Annotated in this window: 15 protein-coding genes and 1 pseudogene; 13 read left to right on the top strand and 3 right to left on the bottom strand. The window is 62.9% G+C overall.

Annotated features, from left to right (window positions below):
- The first annotated feature begins 1 nt into the window (after nt 1).
- From H2O17_RS03955 to H2O17_RS03945, 3 genes are read left to right on the top strand one after another with little or no spacing between them, the layout of a single operon-like run.
- On the top strand, nt 2-427 hold the full coding sequence (locus H2O17_RS03955; RefSeq protein WP_182050443.1) for a hypothetical protein: 426 nt from the start codon (nt 2-4) through the stop codon (nt 425-427).
- On the top strand, nt 424-3,255 hold the full coding sequence (locus H2O17_RS03950; protein ID WP_182050442.1) for a hypothetical protein: 2,832 nt from the start codon (nt 424-426) through the stop codon (nt 3,253-3,255). The genes H2O17_RS03955 and H2O17_RS03950 overlap by 4 nt, the downstream gene beginning before the upstream one ends.
- 9 nt (nt 3,256-3,264) lie before the next feature.
- Nucleotides 3,265-3,915 carry a hypothetical protein gene (locus H2O17_RS03945; protein ID WP_182050441.1) on the top strand — a complete coding sequence of 217 codons (651 nt, stop codon included), beginning with the start codon at nt 3,265-3,267 and terminating at the stop codon, nt 3,913-3,915.
- A gap of 5 nt (nt 3,916-3,920) precedes the next feature.
- On the opposite strand, the gene H2O17_RS03940 is transcribed toward H2O17_RS03945, so the two are convergent.
- Nucleotides 3,921-4,553 carry a hypothetical protein gene (locus tag H2O17_RS03940; RefSeq protein WP_182050440.1) on the bottom strand — a complete coding sequence of 211 codons (633 nt, stop codon included), beginning with the start codon at nt 4,551-4,553 and terminating at the stop codon, nt 3,921-3,923.
- Between the two features lie 558 nt (nt 4,554-5,111).
- On the opposite strand from H2O17_RS03940, the gene H2O17_RS03935 reads away from it, so the two are divergent.
- Nucleotides 5,112-5,432, top strand: coding sequence for a transposase (locus H2O17_RS03935; RefSeq protein WP_220456822.1), 321 nt, complete (start codon nt 5,112-5,114; stop codon nt 5,430-5,432).
- Nucleotides 5,433-5,449: 17 nt separating this feature from the next.
- On the opposite strand, the pseudogene H2O17_RS03930 reads toward H2O17_RS03935, so the two are convergent.
- Both H2O17_RS03930 and H2O17_RS03925 read right to left on the bottom strand, forming a co-directional pair.
- Nucleotides 5,450-6,284 (bottom strand): annotated as a pseudogene (locus H2O17_RS03930) (IS5 family transposase).
- 150 nt (nt 6,285-6,434) lie between these two features.
- Nucleotides 6,435-6,812 carry an ArsR/SmtB family transcription factor gene (locus tag H2O17_RS03925; protein WP_182050439.1) on the bottom strand — a complete coding sequence of 126 codons (378 nt, stop codon included), beginning with the start codon at nt 6,810-6,812 and terminating at the stop codon, nt 6,435-6,437.
- A 92-nt stretch (nt 6,813-6,904) separates the two neighbouring features.
- Between H2O17_RS03925 and arsD the strand changes: the two genes are divergently transcribed.
- The 9 genes from arsD (at nt 6,905) to H2O17_RS03880 (ending at nt 20,587) form a co-directional block, all read left to right on the top strand.
- Complete coding sequence (gene arsD / locus H2O17_RS03920) at nt 6,905-7,333, top strand: arsenite efflux transporter metallochaperone ArsD (protein WP_182050438.1); 429 nt, start codon at nt 6,905-6,907, stop codon at nt 7,331-7,333.
- Nucleotides 7,333-9,105: an arsenical pump-driving ATPase gene (arsA, locus tag H2O17_RS03915; RefSeq protein WP_182050937.1), complete on the top strand. Its 1,773-nt coding sequence runs from the start codon at nt 7,333-7,335 to the stop codon at nt 9,103-9,105. Before arsD ends, arsA begins: the two co-directional genes overlap by 1 nt.
- Nucleotides 9,106-9,207: 102 nt before the next feature.
- The gene (locus tag H2O17_RS03910) at nt 9,208-10,506 is read left to right on the top strand and encodes an MFS transporter (RefSeq protein WP_182050437.1); all 1,299 of its coding nucleotides are present in this window, start codon (nt 9,208-9,210) and stop codon (nt 10,504-10,506) included.
- 104 nt (nt 10,507-10,610) lie between these two features.
- Nucleotides 10,611-11,750 carry a MalY/PatB family protein gene (locus H2O17_RS03905; protein WP_182050936.1) on the top strand — a complete coding sequence of 380 codons (1,140 nt, stop codon included), beginning with the start codon at nt 10,611-10,613 and terminating at the stop codon, nt 11,748-11,750.
- Nucleotides 11,747-12,496 carry a sulfite exporter TauE/SafE family protein gene (locus H2O17_RS03900; protein ID WP_182050436.1) on the top strand — a complete coding sequence of 250 codons (750 nt, stop codon included), beginning with the start codon at nt 11,747-11,749 and terminating at the stop codon, nt 12,494-12,496. The genes H2O17_RS03905 and H2O17_RS03900 overlap by 4 nt, the downstream gene beginning before the upstream one ends.
- A 90-nt stretch (nt 12,497-12,586) precedes the next feature.
- A complete protein-coding gene (arsM, locus tag H2O17_RS03895; protein ID WP_182050435.1) occupies nt 12,587-13,321 on the top strand; it encodes an arsenite methyltransferase in 735 nt (244 codons plus the stop codon).
- Nucleotides 13,322-13,380: 59 nt separating this feature from the next.
- A complete protein-coding gene (locus tag H2O17_RS03890; protein ID WP_182050434.1) occupies nt 13,381-14,799 on the top strand; it encodes an IS1380 family transposase in 1,419 nt (472 codons plus the stop codon).
- 1,484 nt (nt 14,800-16,283) lie between these two features.
- Nucleotides 16,284-19,436, top strand: a complete 3,153-nt coding sequence (locus H2O17_RS03885) for a toprim domain-containing protein (protein WP_182050433.1) — start codon at nt 16,284-16,286, stop codon at nt 19,434-19,436.
- A complete protein-coding gene (locus H2O17_RS03880; RefSeq protein WP_182050432.1) occupies nt 19,433-20,587 on the top strand; it encodes a DNA methyltransferase in 1,155 nt (384 codons plus the stop codon). Before H2O17_RS03885 ends, H2O17_RS03880 begins: the two co-directional genes overlap by 4 nt.
- Nucleotides 20,588-20,598 lie beyond the last annotated feature (11 nt).

Genomic DNA, 20,598 nt, shown 5'->3' with positions numbered 1-20,598 from the left:
CGTGCCCCAGGTGTACTCGCTCACCGATGTGACGGGGAAGAACGCCAAGGATGAACGGACCCGCCCTGTGCTCACGTTCATGGTGCGGCGTACGACACTGGTCAAGCTGGCGTGGTCTCTCATCCCGACCGTTGTTGCCCTGATGGCAACGGTCGGGATGTTGGGTGTGTATTCCCTGATCCTTGCCGGATGCGTCATGGCGGGGTTTTACGGGCTCGTGTCGTTTCATTCCCGCAACGGGATGCAGGAGACGCTTTTGAAGACCGCATATGCGAAGTACACGGACAAGCCGGGTGTTGTTTTTCTGACCGGTGGTATCCGGGTTGACCTCGATCACCCGCGCACCGGCATCATCGCCCACGCTGCCACCATGTCGCCCGACCCCGAATCTGTCCATGTGCGTCTGCCACGGAAAGGACAATCGTGAAGCTCGTCCGCCCCCGCACATTCTGTGCGATTGGTTTCCTTGTGGCATGTTTCCTGTTTCTGACGGCGACAGTGGCGGGGGCCGACACCACCACACCCATCCTCCAGACCGACGAATCCAGCCTCCTGCCTCTTGTGCGGTGGGGTGGGGCGACAGGACAGTTCCATACCCGTGTCGGATTCTCAGTCTCCAACCCGGGAACATGGATCGCCTCCCAGTCCCGCAACGCCGTCACAGGTACGCTTCTCGGGTTCGCGAACTTCTTCTGGCAGGCAGCCCTCTCCCTGATTACCCAAGCGATCTCCATGAACATTTTGGTGGGGGCAGCCAAATCCATCAACGACATCACCACCGGCATTGGGGCGGCCGTCATCGGGTCGAGGACGGCAACGGGCCTTCTCATCTTCATCATCGTCGCTGTCCTGGTTTGGGCGTTGTGGGTTGCGCGCCGTCAAGGGTTCATGGGTATCGCAAAGAATCTGGGAACCCGACTGGTCGCAGTGGTGCTCCTCATCCTTGTCGCCTCACCGTCCGGGTCGATCAGTGCGTCTCAAACAACCAACTTTCCGGTCGGATCATCCCCGTGGTACATCGACATAGCAAACCAAGCCTCCAACGCGATTGCTGGGCCACTACTCAGGGCTACCGAGTTCACGACAATCACGAGTAGCGATGACACCGATGCCTACTCCACTCAGGCCAGTATTCAGGACGGGCTCGACTGTACGAGTTATGTCGACCAGATGAAAGCCTCCTACCTCCTGGCCTCCGATACGACCGGAAGCACCATCACCGGGAACGCTGATGGGCAGGCGGCCCTTGTTTTATCCAACATGTGGGAGAACTCCGGACTTCAGGTGTGGAAAGACATCCAGTTCGGCTCGAATGACTACGCAAACCGGACCTACTGCCGTCTGCTGGACAAGAACGCCGGCATTTCTGTCACCGGGTCAAACGGCACCGCCCGTCACACGTTTGTCGCCATGAGTGATGCGACATCGAAGTTCTTCAAAAGCGAGGGATTCGATGTCGGCATCCTCTCCTCGGGTAACTCTGTGCTCAGCGATGCGCCTCAAGCTCTCATCTACTCCGGGAATGTCGCCGTCGACAAGACGATGGTCGGGTGGGCGGCATGTACGGTTCAAGACGGTGCATGGGTTGTCGACGAGGATCTTCTAGCGGACTCCTCGCAAGCCGACACAGCGTGCAGTGAGTGGTTTGCCACCAAGGATGACTCAACCACAAGCTACGCCCAAGCATTCAACTTCACCGACGGCACCGATGACATGACCAATGCCACCGCAAAGGAGTTCGTCTCCTCCCTCCAAGGCGAATCAACGAACAACGGGACCGTCAAGGCGATCGCCTACCTTCTCTCCTCCATCTTCGCGGGAGGCTCATTCATCCTGTTGGCGGCCGCCGTCTTCATCGCCAAACTGACCATGGTCGGCTATGCGATGCTCCTGCCACTCCTCCTCATCGCCACCCTCATCCCTGGACAGGACACCGGGGCCAAACTTGCCTCCACTGGCAAGACATTCGTGGGGTATGCGATCATCTCAGCTCTGGCGACCGCACTGTTGGCGGTCATCACCATCCTGACAAACTTCATCATCACCCTCTCAACCGCCTACATCACCGCCGGGTCGGTGCCCGCCATCCTCATCATTGGTCTCGCCCCGGTAGCCTCCATCTGGATTCTCGGTCAAGCGTTCAAGAGAATGGGCATCCCCAACCCGCTCTCGGTCTCGGGCGCACTGCAATGGGGCTCAAGCGCGGCCGGGCTCGGTCAAGCAGTCACCTCCGGCGCCGTGGCCGGTGCTGTCGCAGGAGGCCTGACCAACCGACTCAGGAAGTCCAGCATGGACGTGGCCACGAGCGCACTGGGCAACAAGTTGGGGAACTCCGACCAGCAGGACAAGCGTGGTAGCGGCGCCCACAAAGTCCCCACAATCGGACGCGAGGCCCCCACGACCGATGAGAAGCCTCTCTCCTTCCATGAGCGCATGGAACACGCCCGCAAAGACCGCGCCGAGAAGAAGGAAGCCCTCGAGTCCATCTCCGCCGATAAGGAGGTTGATGGCGTCACGACGCGCGCCCACGGACTCACCGGCACGTTCAAGAAGGGCATGAGTGAGCGGATGAATGAGTGGGACGAGGGCCACGTGGGCGCAACCAACCGTGAACGCCGTCTTGCCACACTGGCAGCAGGAGCCGGTTCAGCAGGTGCGATGGCCACGTCCGCATGGGGTGCCACCCGCTCGACCTTCACCCGCGCGAAGACAGCCACCATGCACCCAGTCGAGACGAGCAAGGGTGTTGCATCGGCTATTGGACACAAGGCGAGCGCAGGCTTAACGAAGGCTCGGTCCTACGCGGCAACCACGAGCAAGGATCTTCGCACTCTTGCTTCCACCGGCATCAACTACACGATGCAACATCCTGTCTCGGCGGCAGGAAAGGTTCTGAAGAAGGGCGGCAAGTATGCGGCCATCGGTGCCGGTGCCGCTGTGGCCGTGTCCATGTCTCCCGCAATTATCCCCGCAAGCGTTGCCACGGGTGCTATGGTCATGGGAAGACGTTCTCTCATCAAGGCGTCGGAAAACCGGGACCGTGCCTACCAAGAATGGAAGGCACAAAAGGACAAAGCAGAGGCAGAAGCAAAAGCAGAAGCAAAGGCGACGCAAGAAGCAGCTGACAACCCCGCCGCCGCAGATGCCCCTCAGCAGGGTCGAGAGTCAGGCAGTGATGAGTCCAGTAGGCAAAATCCGCTGCCTGTTCCGAGTGCCGACCCCATAGAGCAGAGCGACATTGAGCCGACCACTTAAGGGATTCACATGAGCGAGGACCAACCGAGAGACCCCCGTACCGGAAAATGGGTCGAACAGGTCAGTGACGAGGGGAAGACAATTCTCCGTCACAAGGTCACCGATGAGGAGTACAACGCCGAAGGCTCCTTCGAGTTCCCCGTCCGCGCTCGCAGCTATGACCAGCACGTCTCCTTCTGGCTCAACGTTCCTATCCCCGATGAGTCCGTGCGCCGCTTCCTCGCGGTGTATCGCTACGACTTTGACACGTCCTATGAGCCCTCCGATTGGGCCAAGGAAGAGATCAAGAAGTGGGACAAGGAACACCCGATCACCCCGAAGAACTTTCCCGGTGGAAAGGCTGTAGGGGAGGCCGCCCGCAAGACCGAGCTCGATCGTCTCGTGAAGATCAACCCCATCCGCCCCTATGACATACCCGCCACCGACGCTCGCATGATTCTTCGCCTTGGCATGATGCACTATTGGGCAGATCCTCTCCCACGTGAAGACCAAGAGAAAATCAACAACCTCGAAGTGGCGATAGGCGACGGGAACAAGTGGAGCGGTATCGCCAACGTCGACAAGAAGTATCACCTGACACGCACCATTATGCGTTTCTACGGCAAGTTCGGCCCCGTGCCTGGAGTTGTCTATGGGTGGACCGGAGATAAGTGGGAATAGCCCCACTACCGCCCCAAACGTTTGAGGGCGGACTCACACGCGTCTGGGGCAATCTTCTCTGACCGTGAAGCAAGGCACCGGATGACGATGTTCGGGCCGACCACCACGGCGTCGCTGGAATCCTCCGAACCGAGAAACCTCATTCCGTCGTCGTCCATGAGACGAGAGATTGCCGTGAGGGCCTCTGTGGAGAGAGCTGGAACGGGACAGGTCTCCCGCTCACGGAAGCTGTCTGCTGACGGTAGGAGTCTGGTGTACATGTCTGGCGACACCGTCTCAGCGGCGACACCCCATGTGGCTACTTTTCCGTCCGGCAGGGCGAGAGTGATGGAATGGGAGGACAACCCAATGTCCATGGTCGCGGACGCCTTGTATCCAACGAGCGCAGCTTTCATCTCTGTGATCGTCTCACCAGCGAGCATCATCGGGGCGCACAAAGAGTGATGTCCGCCGGGTAGGCGGATGGATGCGATGACGTACCGGGTCGCAGCGGTGGCAATGATGCCGTCGAGGGTCCCCTCGAAGCGGACGCAGTTCAGTGTCGTCGGCTTATCCTTGTCGGTGGACAGGAGACCTCCCAAACGACGCATGAGACTCCTCCACGCTGCCACTGTCACCGTCATCTGTTTATCGCCCATGCCAGTCTCCAAGTTTGCTCAGGTTGCTATGTCTGCCCAGTGTGCGGGTGTGAGTTGGCATGACGACACAGGAGGGAATGCCAATAGATTCACCACCTTTCTCGGTTGTTTACATCTCGCTTCTGCCAATGCATAGATGAGCACCAGACAATATATGACTCTGCATATCAGACGACCGAGTGAGAATACAATACTCATCCCGGGGTTGATATCTGCACTCCACTTCCGTGACACGCAACGGCCACAATGCCAGATAGTTTATGATAGATACGCACAATCGGTAGAGCACATACAGTTCACGCTGGTACGTCATCGTGCCCGATTATGTACCGTTCGCCATTCCATGGCCACGACTCAACGAAACTGCACGCACACGCTTCGATCACGCGGACTCCACCGCGAACAGCACCGCAACCCTCGGCGACCAGGGTACCTAACCTCGGGCTTTCATCGTTGGGGTGTCTCGAGGGGTGGGAGACAAACTGAGGAGTGCTCCTGATCTGGGAAAATACGGGTAGTTGAGATCCGATTTCCGTCCAGAAGTGGAGCACCCCTCAGGTGAAGAAGACTACCGGGTTCTACCCTGCCGTGTCCCCCAAGGTCCGTCCCTCGAGCGCGGTGGGCCAGGCGGGCGGCGCGCTCCTGGTGGAGACCGTGGGAGCCCTCGGATTGGAGGGGACCTTGTCGCGTGCCTTGGCCCCGTGGCGCAAGCCCCTGTCCTCCCACGACCCCGCCAAGATCGTCCTCGACCTGGCGCTCACTCTCGCCCTGGGTGGGGACTGTCTGGCTGACATCAACATGGTCCGCTGTGAGCCGGGTGTCTATGGGCGCGTGGCCTCAGATCCCACGGTCTCGGAGGGTGTCAGATTGTCTGTGTAAGAGGTTCCGCCAATAGGTCATGGTTTTCGGGTGGGTCGGGTGTCCCAGCGGTGGGTGGTCCAGGCTCGGTGGATGAGTTGTCGGGTGATGATGACTGAGTTCGCGAGGCGGATGAACGCATCAATGACGCGGATGCGTTTCTCGGTGCAGATCTGGAGTTTGCGGAAGCCTCTGGTGTGGCCTGGAGTTCGTGCGTTCCACCATCCAGCGTTTCCCAGCTTGGAGGGGCTCGCCCTTCTTGCTGATGACATAGTCGCACCCCAGGGTGTCCAAGAGGTCGCGGGTCTTCTTCGAGTCGTAACCAGCGTCGAGGTGGACCGTGATCTCGTTGGGCAGGTCGAACCCGAAGCGGGCCACCTGCTCCAGTGTTTCCTCCAGGAGTGGTGAGTCAGGCCGGTTGGCCCCTGCGATGACGAACCCGATGGGCAGACCTTGGCCCTCGATCATCAGGGAGCGTTTCGTGCCCTGTTTGCCCCGATCAACGGGGCTCCGTCCTGCGGCTTCACCCCCGCACGGTGCTTTCACGATGCACCCGTCCACGGTGAGGTCCTCCAGTTGGAGGCCGAGCATCTTGTCTGCCGCCTTCAGGCACAGGTCCTCGAGGTCTTGGAAGATTCCGGCCTGAATCCACTCATCTCTGCGCCGCCGGATCGTGGTGGCTGAACAGGTCGTATCCGCCACTCCCTCATAGGGGATGCCCCACTTGAGGACCTGGATGAGCTTGTCGAAGACGATGCGCGCATCCACCCGGGGGCGGTGGCATCCCAGGGGGTGAGTGTCCACCACGGGTGGAATCAGGGCGCGGAACTGGTCCCAGATGGGTTCGATGATGGAAGATGGAAGAGCGGGCATGAGGAACCCCCTGGCAGCACTGATTTCTTGGTCGAAACCGTGTGTAGCAGGCCTCATGCCCGCAGCCCCACAACGACACACCCCCACCTATCGGCGGAACCTCTTACTGTCGGACCGTTCACGCGTGGGCCGGGTCGACCGTCGAGGAGATCAGCACGATCCCGGGGTGGCGCACGCGCAGGTGTCCGCGGTCTCCAGCTGAAGATCACTCAGGTAGTCGCGGATGGCGTTGAGTCCACCCTCGGTTGCGGTGTAGTGGGCCCATTTGCCCTGCATCTCCTTGTCGATGAGCCCTGCCTTGAGCAGGCGCCCGAGGTGGTAGGAGAGTGTGGGTTGGGAGATGCCGAAGTCGTCGGGGATGTGGCAAATGCACACCGATGAGCAGCAGTTCGCTGAGATGTGATGCAGGAGTCGCACGCGGATCGGGTCGGACAGGGCCTTGAAGATCTCCGCAACCCTCTCGGCCCGCTCGGGGGCGAGAGCGGGCGGAGCCAAGGTATGTGCACGCTCGGACGTCTCGGTCGTCATGGCACCACCCTACCTCTTCATCTTGACAAACGTCTATGGGACTGGTTCACTTTCATATCGACAGACTTCAATCTCAGTAGAGGATAACCACCATGATCTCCGTTTTCGAAGGCCCCCTGTGCTGCAACACCGGTGTGTGTGGGACCGACCCCGATCAGGCGCTCGTTCAGTTCACGGCCGATGCGGATTGGATGGAGCGCCAGGGCGTCGAGGTGCGCCGCGCGAATCTCGCGCAGGATCCGCAGGCGTTCGCCGACTCCGCGATCGCACGCTCGTTCATGCAGGTCGCAGGGGCTGAGGGTTTGCCTCTCACGCTGGTGGACGGTGTGACGGTGATGACGGGGAGGTACCCGTCGCGTGAGGAGCTGGCGGTCTTTGCGGGGTTGTTGACGAAGGCACCTGAGCAGGCTGGTCAGTCTTCGTGCTGCGGCGGCGGGGCGTCGTCGGGGTCCTCGTGCTGCGGGGGTGGCGCGCCGGAGTCGGTGGAGATCAGCACTTCGCCGGTGGGAACGTCGCTGTGATGCGCCTGTTGGAGGACATGCCGCGGTTCCTGTTCCTCACAGGCAAGGGCGGGGTCGGCAAAACCTCGGTCGCCTGCGCCACCGCCGTTCGGCTGGCTGAAGGGGGCCAGCGCGTGCTACTGGTGTCCACCGACCCGGCGTCGAACGTGGCCCAGGTGTTCGGCCAGGAGATCGGCAACCGGATCACCCCGCTGGACGCGGTGCCCGGGTTGGATGCGTTGGAGATCGATCCGGAGGCCGCGGCCGAGGAGTATCGCCAGCGGGCACTCGCCCCAGTGAAGGACTTCCTGTCGGCGAAGGATCTGGCGTCGGCCACCGAGCAGCTGTCTGGGTCGTGCACAACCGAGATCGCCTCGTTCAACGAGTTCACCGCACTGCTCACCGACGACGGTGCTGGAGCCGACTACGACCATGTCGTGTTCGACACGGCCCCCACCGGCCATACGGTTCGCCTGCTCAAGCTGCCCGGGGAGTGGTCGGAGTTCCTGTCCAAGGGATTGGGTGACGCGTCGTGCCTCGGGCCCATGTCGGGCCTGGAGAAGAAGCGCTCCACGTACGGGGAGGCGCTTGCCGCGCTCGCCGACCCGTCCCGCACGCGCCTCACACTGGTCGCGCGCCCGCAAACCACCTCCTTCGCGGAGGCCTCGCGCACGATGGATGAACTGGCGGAAGCCGGTGTCGGAGCGACGAACCTCGTCATCAACGGGGCGCTTCCCGATATCGACGAGGGCGACGACCTGGCGGAGTCGATCCGCCGCTCGGAGCTCGACGCGATCGCGACCATGCCCGACAACCTCAAGACTCTGACCACGGACACGTTGACGCTGCGCGGGACCGACATGGTGGGTGTGGATGCGCTGCGCGCGCTGCTGTCGGACGCTCCCGACTCCGCGCCGACCACGGTGGAACTGGGGACGGACCGGGCCACGGATGAGCGCGACTTGGCGGCCCTCATTGAGGAGTTGTTCGTGAAGGATCACGGCCTGGTGATGGTGATGGGTAAGGGCGGGGTCGGAAAGACCACGCTCGCGTCCGCGATCGCTGTGGGGCTGGCAGATCTGGGCAAGGACGTGTTGCTGACGACGACCGATCCGGCGGCTCACGTGAAGTGGACCGTGGGTGCTGGTGCCCCATTCGAGGTGTCCTCGATCGATCCGGAGGCCGCGACGCGCGAGTACCGCGAGCACGTCATGGCCACGAAGGGCGCGAGCCTGGACGAGGAGGGGCGCGCGAACCTGGCGGAGGACCTGCGCTCGCCGTGCACGGAGGAGGTCGCTGTGTTCCAGTCGTTCTCCAGGGCGGTCGCCCAGTCGGACACGCGGTTTGTCGTCATGGACACCGCGCCGACCGGTCACACGCTGCTGCTCATGGACGCCACCGGTTCTTACCACCGCGAGGTGGCACGTAACAACCCGGATCTCGCCGACGACACCCCGCTCATGCGGCTACAGGACCCTGACACGACCCACATCGTGATCGCGACCCTGCCGGAGACCACGCCGGTGCTGGAGGCCACGGGGCTGGAAGCGGACCTGGAGCGGGCGAACATCCGCCCGTGGGCGTGGGTCGTCAACCGCGCGCTGTCGGCCACCGGCACGACCAACTCGCTGCTGCGTCGACGCACGTTGGCCGAGGCGGGACCCATCAAGGCGGCCGAGGCTCAGTGCGAGCGCATCGCGGTGGTGCCCTACCTCGCGACTGCACCGACCGGCGTGGACGCGCTGCGCACCATGACCGGCACGTGCCCGATCCCCGGACAGGCCGCATCCTGATCCTGGGCTAAGGCGGGAGTCCCTGCGACCAATCATGGGGCTCCCGCCTTCTCCCATGCTTCTTGCCACCCTCAACCCATCCGACATGTCAAGGATGTCTCTATGTTCCATGCCCGGGAGCAGTCCCGCACCGCCGAGCGCGAGCTGGCCCGCGAGATCGTCCGCGACCCGTCGGCCGTCGCCGCCCTGCAGCGGCGCACCTTGGCGGTCATCATTGCCAGCCAGGTCGTGGCGGGCATGGGACTCTCGGCGGGGATCTCGGTGGGAGCGCTGCTCGCCCAACAGATGCTGGGGGACGATTCGACGACCGGATTGCCGGTCGCGCTGTTCACCCTGGGCTCCGCGCTGTCCGCGTGGCTGATCGGGCAGGCCTCCCAGCGGCGCGGTCGCCGCTGGGGGCTGGGCGTGGGCTTCACGGTCGGCGGCATCGGGGCGCTCGGTGTCGTGCTCGCGGCCGCACTCAACGGTCCCGGCCTGCTGTTCCCATTCCTGTTTATCTACGGCGCGGGGTCGGCGACCAACATGCAGGCCCGCTACGCCGGAACCGACCTCGCTCGCCCCGAGAGCCGGGCGCGCGCCACCTCCACGGCCCTGGTGGCCACGACCGTCGGCGCGGTTGCCGGACCCAACCTTGTGACCCCGCTGGGACACGTCGCAGAGGCCCTGGGGCTTCCCGCCCTGGCCGGGCCGTTTCTGCTGTCGGCCGCGGCCTACCTCGGTGCCGGCCTCGTCCTGTTCGCGCGCCTGCGCCCCGACCCCCTTCTGTTGGCCCGCGAGATCCGGCTGAGCCATCCCGATATTGACGAGCCGTCGACACCCGCGGGCGTTTCGACCGCGGGCAGCCGTGCGGGCATCGTTGTCGCGGCGCTCATCATGATCGTCGGGCAGATCGTCATGGTCGCCATCATGGCGGTCACCCCGGTCCACATCCGCGCCACCGGACACGGCATGTCCGCCGTCGGGGTCATTATCGGCCTGCACGTCGCCGCGATGTATTTGCCCTCTCCCCTTACCGGGCGCCTGGTCGACCGCTACGGGCAACGCCCCGTCGCCGCTGCCTCCGCGCTCGTGCTTGCCGCGTCTGGGGTGTTCGCCTTCAACGCCCACACCCTGCTGGCCACCGGAACGGCGCTGGTCCTGCTGGGCCTGGGGTGGAACCTCGGGCTCGTGTCGGGCTCCGCGATGCTCACCGACCACACACCCGCCCCGCGCCGAGCGTCGATCCAGGGCACCGTCGACGTCCTCATCTCACTGTCGGGTGCCGCAGCCTCCGCCCTCGCGGGCCTCGTCATGGCCCAAACGTCATATGCGGCGCTGGGCCTCGTCGGAACCGGAATTGCCCTGGCACTCCTGCCCGCGCTCCTGTGGGCGCACCACCACACCCCAACGAAGGGACTCTGAGACCCGTGACCACGCCCACCACCACAGCCGCGCGCAACGACGCCGCGGTCCGCCTGCGCACGGAGGACGAACTGCGCAGTATCGGCTCCCTGAAGTGGACCGGCATGGACGCTTCCGACGGAGCCCCCGTGTTGGGAGCCTGGGTCGCCGAAATGGACTACGGCACCTCCCCCGAAGTCGAGACCGCCCTCACGGGCGCCATCCGTGACGGCCTCCTCGGCTATCCGCCCCGCTGGCTGGAACCCCGCGTCCAGGAGTCCACCGCCGCCTTCCAGGCCCACCGCTTCGGCTGGGAGATCCAGCCGGGCGACGTGCGACTCGTGTCCTCCGTCCTGCCCGCCCTGCGTGCCACCATCTCCCACTTCGTGCGCCCGGGGGCCCCCGTCATCGTGCCGACCCCGGCCTACATGCCCTTCCTCACCATCCCCGAGGTGTTCGGCCACCCGGTCATCCAGGTCCCCTCACTGCGCGGGAGGGCCGCCGAGGGCCGCGGCTGGGCCCTCGACCTCGAGGGCATCCGCGCCGGGCTCGAGCGGGGTGCCGGCCTCGTGATCCTGTGCAACCCGTGGAACCCCACTGGCAGGGTCCTCACCCCGGCGGAGCTGGGGGCCTTGGGAGACGCCATCGCAGACTTCGACGCCCTCGTGTTCTCCGACGAGATCCACTCTCCCCTCGCCCTGCCCGGCCACCCCCACACGTCCTTTGCCAGCCTCGGACCGGCCCTCGCCGCCCACACCGTCACCGCGACCGCAGCTGCAAAAGGCTGGAACATCGCTGGCCTCCCGTCCGCCCAGGTCATCCTCCCCGACCCCGAACTGCGGGCGCGCTGGGACGCGTTTGCTCCCGAGGTCGTCCAGGGCGTGACCACCCTTGGCACCATCGCCACGCTCGCTGCCTACGACTCCGACGTTGAGGGCGCCTCCTGGCAGACGGATGTGCGCCGCCTCATCAGCGACAACGTCGACTTGCTGGCGGCCCTGTTCCGGGGCTCGCCCCTCGAGTTCACCCCGCCCGAGGGCGGCTACCTCGCCTGGGTCGGGTACGACCACGTCGCCCTCGGCGATCCCCCCGCACGCGAACTGCTCGACCGCGCCCACATCGGCGCCAACGACGGGGCGGCGCTCGGGACCGGATGGGAGCGATGGGTGCGCCTCAACCTCGCATGCTCGCCCGACACCGCCCGCCGCATCGCCGAGGGCGCCCTGTCGATCCTGCCCGCAGCCGCCGTAGGGACGTGCGCATGACCGCCACGCTGCTCATCATGACCGTCGGACTATTCATCCTCTCGGTCGCCTCAGGAATGGTCGGACTCGGCGTCGCGTTCGCCGCCGTTCCCTTCCTCGGATTCTTCCTGCCGGACCTCGTCCACCAGGTCCAGCCCCTGTCGCTCCTGCTCAACGGCGTCACCGCCCTGTTCGCCGCCACCGGCTTCGCCCGCTCCAAACTGATCGACTGGAAGCCCGCGCTCGCGCTCACCATCGTCGCCTCCATCGCCGCACCCGCGGGCTCTTGGCTCGCCCAATACACCGGGCAGACGTGGATCTGGGGCCTCTACCTCGCCGCCGTCGTGTTCCTCGCCGCGCGAATGTTCACCAAGGACAAGCCCCGCGACCCAGACGCCGCACCCAACCTCAGACTCGCACTCCTCCTCGCGGTCCCCATCGCCATCATCGCGGGCATGCTCGGCGTCGGCCCCGGGTTCCTCCTCATGCCCGCCCTCATCCTCGTGGGATACCACCCCAAGGTCGCCGCTGGCATCACCGCCGTCGCCGTCACCCTGCCGTCCTTCACCGCACTCGTCCCACACCTCGGCACCGCGCAGATCGACATCACCCAAGCCGCGTTCCTCGTCGTCGCCGGAGCCCTCGGCTCCTTCCTCGGCGCGCGCCTCACCAGCAAGTTCGTCTCAGGGCCGATCCTCAAGCGGATCTTCGGCATCCTCATCGTCGTCATGACAGCAGTCAAGGTCATCACCCTGCTCACCAGCTGACAGAGCATCGGCCGACACCGGAACTGACAGCCACGGCGACACGGCCCACACTCATTCATATCGAGTGTTATCTATACGTAAGGATCGGAAATGGACGAGGTTCGCGAGGCCGTACGGACTGCATATGCGAAGGTCGCGCGCGAGGCCGCCGTGGCACCCGCCGCCGGCGCGTCGTGCTGCGCACCGTCCGGCGGCGCATCCTGCTGCTCCGCGCCGTCGGGGACCGGTGTGTGGGGAGCGAGCCTGTACAACACCGCCGACCTCAACCTGATCCCCGCAAATGCGGCGAACGTGTCGTTGGGGTGCGGCAACCCCGTGGCGATCGCAGAGTTACACCCAGGTGAATCCGTCTTGGACCTCGGCTCAGGCGGAGGAATCGACGTCCTCCTGTCAGCGCAGCGGGTCGGCCCCACGGGATTCGCCTACGGGGTGGACATGACCGACGAGATGCTGGACCTCGCCCAGGCGAACGCCGACCGGGCAAACGCCACCAACGTGGAGTTCCTCAAGGGCACCATTGAAGACCTTCCCCTGTCCGACTCCTCCGTGGACGTCGTGATTTCTAACTGCGTCATCAACCTGTCCACCGACAAGCCAGCCGTCTTCTCCGAGATGTTCCGAGTCCTGCGCCCAGGCGGGCGCATCGGCATCTCCGACGTCATCGCTGACGACGACCTCACCCCCGAACAGCGTGCCGAACGCGGCACATACACGGGGTGCATCGCAGGTGCCCTCTCCTTCTCGGACTACCTCGACCTCCTTGCCTCGGGCTTTCATCGTTGGGGTGTCTCGAGGGGTGGGAGACAAACTGAGGAGTGCTCCTGATCTGGGAAAATACGGGTAGTTGAGATCCGATTTCCGTCCAGAAGTGGAGCACCCCTCAGGTGAAGAAGACTACCGGGTTCTACCCTGCCGTGTCCCCCAAGGTCCGTCCCTCGAGCGCGGTGGGCCAGGCGGGCGGCGCGCTCCTGGTGGAGACCGTGGGAGCCCTCGGATTGGAGGGGACCTTGTCGCGTGCCTTGGCCCCGTGGCGCAAGCCCCTGTCCTCCCACGACCCCGCCAAGATCGTCCTCGACCTGGCGCTCACTCTCGCCCTGGGTGGGGACTGTCTGGCTGACATCAACATGGTCCGCTGTGAGCCGGGTGTCTATGGGCGCGTGGCCTCAGATCCCACGGTCTCGCGGGTGATCCAGACCCTGGCCGGTGATGCCGACAAAGCCGTGCGGGCCATCAACAAGGCTCGCGCCTGCGTGCGGGAGCGGGCGTGGGATCTTGCCGGGTCCCAGGCACCCGACCACGGGTGCACGGCGAAAAAGCCGCTCATCATCGACCTGGACGCCACGTTGCTCACTTCCCACTCGGACAAGGAGCAGGCTGCGCCGACGTTCAAGAGGGGATACGGATTCCATCCCTTGTGTGCCTTCGTTGACCACGGGGAGGGCGGGACGGGGGAGCCGCTGGCCGTACTACTGCGCCCCGGCAACGCCGGCAGCAACACTGCCCGCGATCACATCCAGGTCATCCGCTCCGCCCTGGCCCAACTGCCCGGACACTCACCCAAATGGAGGGGCAACAAGAGTGTCCTGGTCCGCACCGACGGGGCCGGCGCCACCCATGACCTCACCAAGTGGCTCACCACGCGGCGCCTGTCCTACTCATTGGAGTTCACGCTGCCCCACGACACCCCCGACCTCCTCCACCAACTGCCCCAGGAAGCGTGGAGTCCAGCCCTGGACGCCGACGGCCAAGTCAGGCAGGGGGCGTGGGTCGCGGAACTCACCGGAGTCATGGACCTCACCTCATGGCCCACAGGTATGCGCGTCATCGTGCGGAAAGAACGCCCCCACCCCGGAGCTCAGTTGCGTTTCGAGGATGTGGACGGCATGAGGATCACGGCGTTTGCCACCAACACGACACCCGGTGGACCCCACCAGCAGATCCCTGACCTGGAACTGCGTCACCGGCGTCGGGCCCGCTGTGAGGACCGCATACGCCTGGCCAAGGAAACGGGGCTACGCAACCTGCCCTTGTACTCCTTCAACCAGAACCGCATCTGGGTCCACATCGTCCAACTCGCACTCGACCTCACCGCCTGGATGCAGACCCTCGCCCTCACCCACCACGAGGCCCGCAGGTGGGAGGTCAAACGGCTGAGGTACCGCCTCTACCAGGTCCCAGCCGTCCTCACCCGCCACGCCCGAGCGCGCATCCTCAACCTCGCCGACCACCATCCCTACGCCAGCCTTCTGGCCGATGCGATCACCACACTCCGCTCCCTGACACCGACCCTCGACACCAGCTGACCAGTCAACACCCGAACCACTCACCCACAGCCCCGAGCCCCACCTGGACCTAGGAATCCCGCCCACCGCCAACGACATGGCGGCAAACGCCATACCCACCAGCAACAATGGGGCTCACACAACGGCACCGACGCCGCCCTCACAACCCCACAAGCCCGCGATGAAAGATCGAGGCTAACGTGGAGGCAACACCCTCAGCGTCGCCCGTTTGAGCGCCACCGATTCGCATACGAGCCGCATTGGCACGCCTCAGCACCCGACTGTCTCGCCAGAGGGAGCACACGGGGTCATGGACAACGCTCGCACGGCACGTGCCCACGAGAGGTTCGACATCGCTCGGCGGGGGCGACAGCGGAAGCCATGAGTCTCAAGCATCGAGATTCGCGGGTGCTTGTTGTGTGTGTTTGGTGCACCCAAAATGGTCACTGTATCAACTGGGGTGTGCTTGTAGGGGTGGGGTGTGGCCCATGTGTGGTGGGTCGGGTGGACTGGTTCGGGGGACCCATGAGGGACCTGTGGGAGGGGTGTGGGTCGTGTTTGTGACTCTCGTGGACATCCATTCACACGATCCAACACTGCCAAAGCATCCTCGCGCGGAGGTGGTCTGGAGGTGATCAACCACGTTCGAACGTGCCACCAGCATCTCCAACACCCGGGAAAAGCGAGTTTCGGACCACACAACGCCGTTTTTGGGCGTTCTGGGTTTTTGTAAGCTCCGTGATTACGGAGCTTACAAACAGTGTGCGAGCCTGTCAAATCGACGCTCCGAGGCCACAAAATCGCGTAAGAAAATGGCGGAATATCAACGAAAAGTCGTGTCCCCAAAGACTTTTCGTTGCAATACCGCCATTTCGGGGAAACCGTGGGGACACCTGGGGACACTTGTGGGGACAGTAGTTTTGTTGGTATTACAAGGAAAACTCTATATATATCTAGTGTCCCCAGTGTCCCCACAAAAAAACACATATCGTGTGCGACCCATACGCACTCTCTCTTTACCTGTCCCACCTCACTACGTGACGCGAACATCCCCCTCCCCTCATAGAGAGAGCAAACATCCTCTCTCTATATGTGTGGTGTTTTTCTGGGGACACTGGGGACAGGCCCTCAAAACACCGACTTTTCGTTGCTATCTCGCGGAAACACCTGTCCCCACCAGTGTCCCCAGTGTCCCCACGCAAACACGAAAACGGCGTCATACCAACGAAAAGTCGTGGGGACACCCCTTTTTCGGCGTTATTCCGCCACTTTCACCCCCGACACGCCGACATTTCTCACCTGTTCACTGGGGTTGCTACACTGCCAGAGCAGCTGGCATGTGTAGCAACCCCAGTGAAAACCCACCACACCCACCACCACGGCCCCACACCCACCTCACCGCACCACCCCACCATCCCAAAAAGATACGATGACGCACCACGTTCCGGGCGGTGGCGAAAGAGATGTTGGGGTAGAAACTGATCGTCCCCGCACACTAAGAGTGCATGAGCTTCTACCAGCCACGTGACTACCCATGGATCGACCCTGACCACTCCGGAGCGGCCAAACTCTCCACGTCTGCCGTCGCACCTCTCGTTGCCCTCGCACGCGGATACGCCTCCTACACGTCGAAGACCGTCGATGAGCTGTGCAAGCCCTTGGGAATCAAGACGAAGAACTCGGCCCGATGGCATCAGATGTCCGACTCGGCAGCCACGGGAGACATGCTCTACATGCCTTGGTACCGCGTTGACGATGTCGATGGCTCGCCCGTCGGACAGGCCCCTTCGACCTTCTGGCAGTACCGCCCGAAGCGACCGATCATGACCGGGGATTCCGACAAGGGGCAGAAGTACATCAATCCTGCCAAGGTCCCCACGGCGCTGGATACCCACCCAGCGACCCCCACAACGCTCGTACGCGCCTCTAAGAGCGTTTTGTTTACCGAGGGGCTACTCAAGGCCGATTCGGCCCTCACAGCGGCTCTCATCGACTCTGGGACATCCGTGGGCGACCTCAAGGTGCGCGAGGGCGAGGATACGGCCGCAGCACGCAAGCGTCTGAACTCGTACATGGCAAAGCTCGACGTGCTCATCATCGCCTTCGTAGGGGTTGCCAACTGGCACAGCCACTACGAGTGGACATCTCTGCGTCTGAACGATCGCGTGGCCTACATGTGCTTCGACGCTGACGTCGCCACCAACCCGCACGTGTGGAAGCAGGCCAACAGCCTCACCCAGTTCCTCGAAGAACACCGCAAAGTCTCCTCCGTCGGACTACTCACCCTGCCCGACGCCACAGGCAAGCAGGGCATTGACGACTTTTTCGCCGGCGGACACACGTGGTCCGACATGTTCGATTTCGTCGGACCTCTGCCCTCGCGTCCACATTCGGATGCTGACGATTACCGGCCCGGACAATGGCGCGTGACCGAGGATGGGGCGGCGACCGAAGAAGCCTATGCGACCAAGGACGGGACTATTCTCTTCCGTCCCCAGATCGACATTGGTGGACGCATCTCGCGCAACTCGCTCACCCGAGTTCCTGAAGACAACGAGGTTCGTACCGGCATTCTTGCCCCTCCCCGGGAGGGCGTAACAGCCGAAGAATCCTCCGACACGATCGTGGACATCGAGCTCTCGTGGAAGGAAGGCGAGACGGTCTGCACGGCCACCGTGACCGGCCCGTCGGAGATTCTTCAAGCCCTCCCCAAGGACTGGTCCCGTCTGGGCGCGAGTGTCCCAGCATCGGTCAAGATGCTCGAACAGTGGCCACCGGAAAGCCAGAAGTGGGTTTCGGCCATCAAAGCCAATCGGCGTGAAGAAGTCATCAGTGCCACCCGGTGGGGACGCATGGGGTGGGTGCCCACAAACGATGGCAAACCCGAGTTCATCATCGGCAACGAGCGAGTGAGCACCGAAGGTATTTTTCATGACGCCGACACCGTCTCGGCAGTCATTGACGACGACCCAGACTATGGCCTGACTGGAGCATCTAAGTTCGGTGTCATCGCCCCTCCTCGCGCAACTGACTGGCGCACCCAGGCTCTCAAGGATGCCCGCGAAGTTATCACCGCCTATTTGGGGGATGGAACGACGCCGGGGGCATGGGCTCAGAGCGTACATGGCGCCATTGCGCTTGCTCTCATGGCCCGCCCAGCCATCCCCGTGCGCTCGAAGATCGTGCCCTACCTGTACGGGCCACCAGCCTCCGGCAAGTCGTGGACGGCAGCCGCCATCATGATGGGGTGGCAGTCCCATCCCGGCACATGGACGAACACGTCTTTGTCTGGGTCGGCCCGCGACACTGTGGCGGCAACCGAGATTTCCGTCTCCCGCGCCCCTGTGTGGGTCATGGACGACCTCGCTCCTTCGGTCAACCGAATGAAGGCTGAGCGGGAAGCTGATGCCCTCGGTGACCTCATCCGCTCCGTCCATGACACCAACCCGAAGAAGCGCTCGTCACGTGGCCTCAACCTGCAAAAGACCCACTCCCCTTCGGCGCTCTTCCTCGTAACGGCGGAGAACCCACCCACCATCTCCTCGATCATGTCGCGCATCTCTCCCATCCATTTCGAAAGCCATTCTCTCGTCGGCATCGACACCATCGAAGACCTGGGCAAACGTGGGGTCCAGTCGCGTCTCATCGGTGCCTACCTGCGCTATCTGGCCGGCCTCTCAGAGGGCCCTGAGTCGCGCGGATGGGAGCGCAGTGTGTACCGCGCATACCTCCAGTATCGCGACGGCATCGACATTGAGGTCCTCATGGATGACCCCGAGTACGACCTGTATGTGGCTACCCTCCATGAAGGCCCCTTCTCCACGTCCACGTTGAACGATTCGGGAACTGTCCATTTTCAACTTCAGGGATTGAACACCATCATTCGATCCATTCTTCTCGAGGAGTTCCCCGAGATTTCCTCGGGAGATCTCGAACGCCTCATCGTCTCGACAAGCGATATTTGTATCTCACTTCTCGCTTTCCTTACGTTTGTCCATGGCCTGTATTCAGATTCGAATGACTATAGAAAAATCGTGTATGTCGACACCGTTCCATCCGAATCCGACGAGCCGTGGATGACCCACATCACCAAGTATCTTGATGTCGGTTTGTCTCGCGGAGAGGTCAATAAACAATCTCCGCTTCTCGACATTGCCCGTTACTTCGCACGATCCGTCCTCAGTCAGAACACATCCAAGCCGGGAGCCTCCCTTGTGGAAGCGCTGCGCGACGTCCTTTCAAGTGGGAAGGCGAACCTTCTCGATCTGGCCGCCAGCTCGACAGCGCCCGCAGTCGATGATGTCGATCCGGCACTCGTGGGTTGGGTTCCCGATGGTGGCGGCGGGTATCGTCCAGGAGGAGACTCCATCGGGTTTGTCACCGAACGGGATGGCCGGGCCATTGCACTCTTGAATCCGGGCGTCGCTTTTGATGTGGCTCAACGCCGCTTCCCCAAGCGCATTCCGTATGGCACGACATCCCTATCTTCGTGGTCGAGCGTATGGAATGAAGGCCTCGCCTACACTATCGAAGACGGAGGGTGGGCGCGTGAAGACAACCGTGTCACTGTCCGAATGAGAAGTGGCGGTGAGACATCCTCCCGTCTTCGCGTTGTTCCCCTCGAGCTGAGCGTTCTCTTGAGCGGGGGCATCCTGTGAACAGGCACGTCCTCTACGAAGGAGACAACCTCCCCATCCTAGAGACCCTTCCATCACAGTCCGTGGACACGATCTACATTGACCCTCCCTACAACACGCACGTTGATCGGGAATACCGTGATGATGTCACTCATGAGGAGTGGGTCTCATCCATCTATGCTCGACTCGTCCACGCGCACAGACTCCTTCGCCCCACGGGGGTCATCTTCGTCTCCATCGGGGATGATGAGCTTGCCCGGCTGCGTCTTGTTTTGGATGAGGTGTTTGGTGAAGAGAACTTCCTGCGGATGCTCGTGTGGCAGTCCGAAGGGCGCACGAACGGCTCGTTTGGACTGTCCGGGACCGACTACATCCTTGCCTTTGCGAAGAAGAAAGCGAAGGCGATGCCGTGGAGAGAACCCAAACCCCACGTCGATGAGTTCATGGAGATTACCCGCAGAGAGTTCGAGTCCGCCCGTATGGAAGGGTGTTCTCATCCGGACGAACAGGCCGGGGTGCGTATGCGTGCGTGGGCACGCCAACACGAATCATGGATGACATCATGGGAGTTCTCCCACCACGGGATCCCTGCCCGGCCGGGGCCGCTGACCGCCCGCAGCGCCGCCAACGCCTACCACTATGAGGTGGTGGGTCCAGATGGAACCCTCTACCGTCCTGTGTCCGGGTGGCGTCTGCCGAAAGAGACATTTGACGCCTTGGCCAGCCAAGACCTCATCATGTGGAACGGGATTGTCCCCCGAAGGGTTCTCCTTCTGAGTGAACACCGCATGGCTCCCCCGTCTACTGTCTTCTCCAACATCCAACGCAACCCGGGCACCCACCTGCGTCGCCTCATGGGGCGCCACGTGTTCGATTCTCCCAAGGACTATCGCGTCCTCATGCGATGGATCGACATGGTGACTCCCGAAGGTGGAACCGTTCTCGACTTCTACTGTGGGACGGGCTCGACTGTTGAGGCTGTCGTACGGCTGAACGAGCAGGGACACGCTTACACGGTTATCGGTATCGAAGACACGATGTTCGATGTGTTGTGGGAACGCACATCTGCTGTCCTGTCTGGCATCTCATCCGACGACGTGAAGGTCGGTGAACGTCTCGATCAGCCGTTGGATGTCATTCTCTCCACCGGACAAACTCACCATCTCATCTAGCCCATCTCAGG

The sequence above is a fragment of the Changpingibacter yushuensis genome (genome assembly GCF_014041995.1).
In the GTDB taxonomy this organism is placed as follows: Bacteria; Actinomycetota; Actinomycetes; order Actinomycetales; family Actinomycetaceae; genus Changpingibacter; species Changpingibacter yushuensis.
This window is presented reverse-complemented; position numbering and strand designations above follow the sequence as displayed.

Coding starts and splice junctions, on each gene's coding strand:
- H2O17_RS03945 (WP_182050441.1), top strand. CDS start 3,265: ATGAGCGAGGACCAACCGAGAGACCCCCGTACCGGAAAATGGGTCGAA.
- H2O17_RS03940 (WP_182050440.1), bottom strand. CDS start 4,553: ATGGGCGATAAACAGATGACGGTGACAGTGGCAGCGTGGAGGAGTCTC.
- H2O17_RS03925 (WP_182050439.1), bottom strand. CDS start 6,812: ATGACGACCGAGACGTCCGAGCGTGCACATACCTTGGCTCCGCCCGCT.
- arsD (WP_182050438.1), top strand. CDS start 6,905: ATGATCTCCGTTTTCGAAGGCCCCCTGTGCTGCAACACCGGTGTGTGT.
- arsA (WP_182050937.1), top strand. CDS start 7,333: ATGCGCCTGTTGGAGGACATGCCGCGGTTCCTGTTCCTCACAGGCAAG.
- H2O17_RS03910 (WP_182050437.1), top strand. CDS start 9,208: ATGTTCCATGCCCGGGAGCAGTCCCGCACCGCCGAGCGCGAGCTGGCC.
- H2O17_RS03905 (WP_182050936.1), top strand. CDS start 10,611: ATGGACGCTTCCGACGGAGCCCCCGTGTTGGGAGCCTGGGTCGCCGAA.
- H2O17_RS03900 (WP_182050436.1), top strand. CDS start 11,747: ATGACCGCCACGCTGCTCATCATGACCGTCGGACTATTCATCCTCTCG.
- arsM (WP_182050435.1), top strand. CDS start 12,587: ATGGACGAGGTTCGCGAGGCCGTACGGACTGCATATGCGAAGGTCGCG.
- H2O17_RS03885 (WP_182050433.1), top strand. CDS start 16,284: ATGAGCTTCTACCAGCCACGTGACTACCCATGGATCGACCCTGACCAC.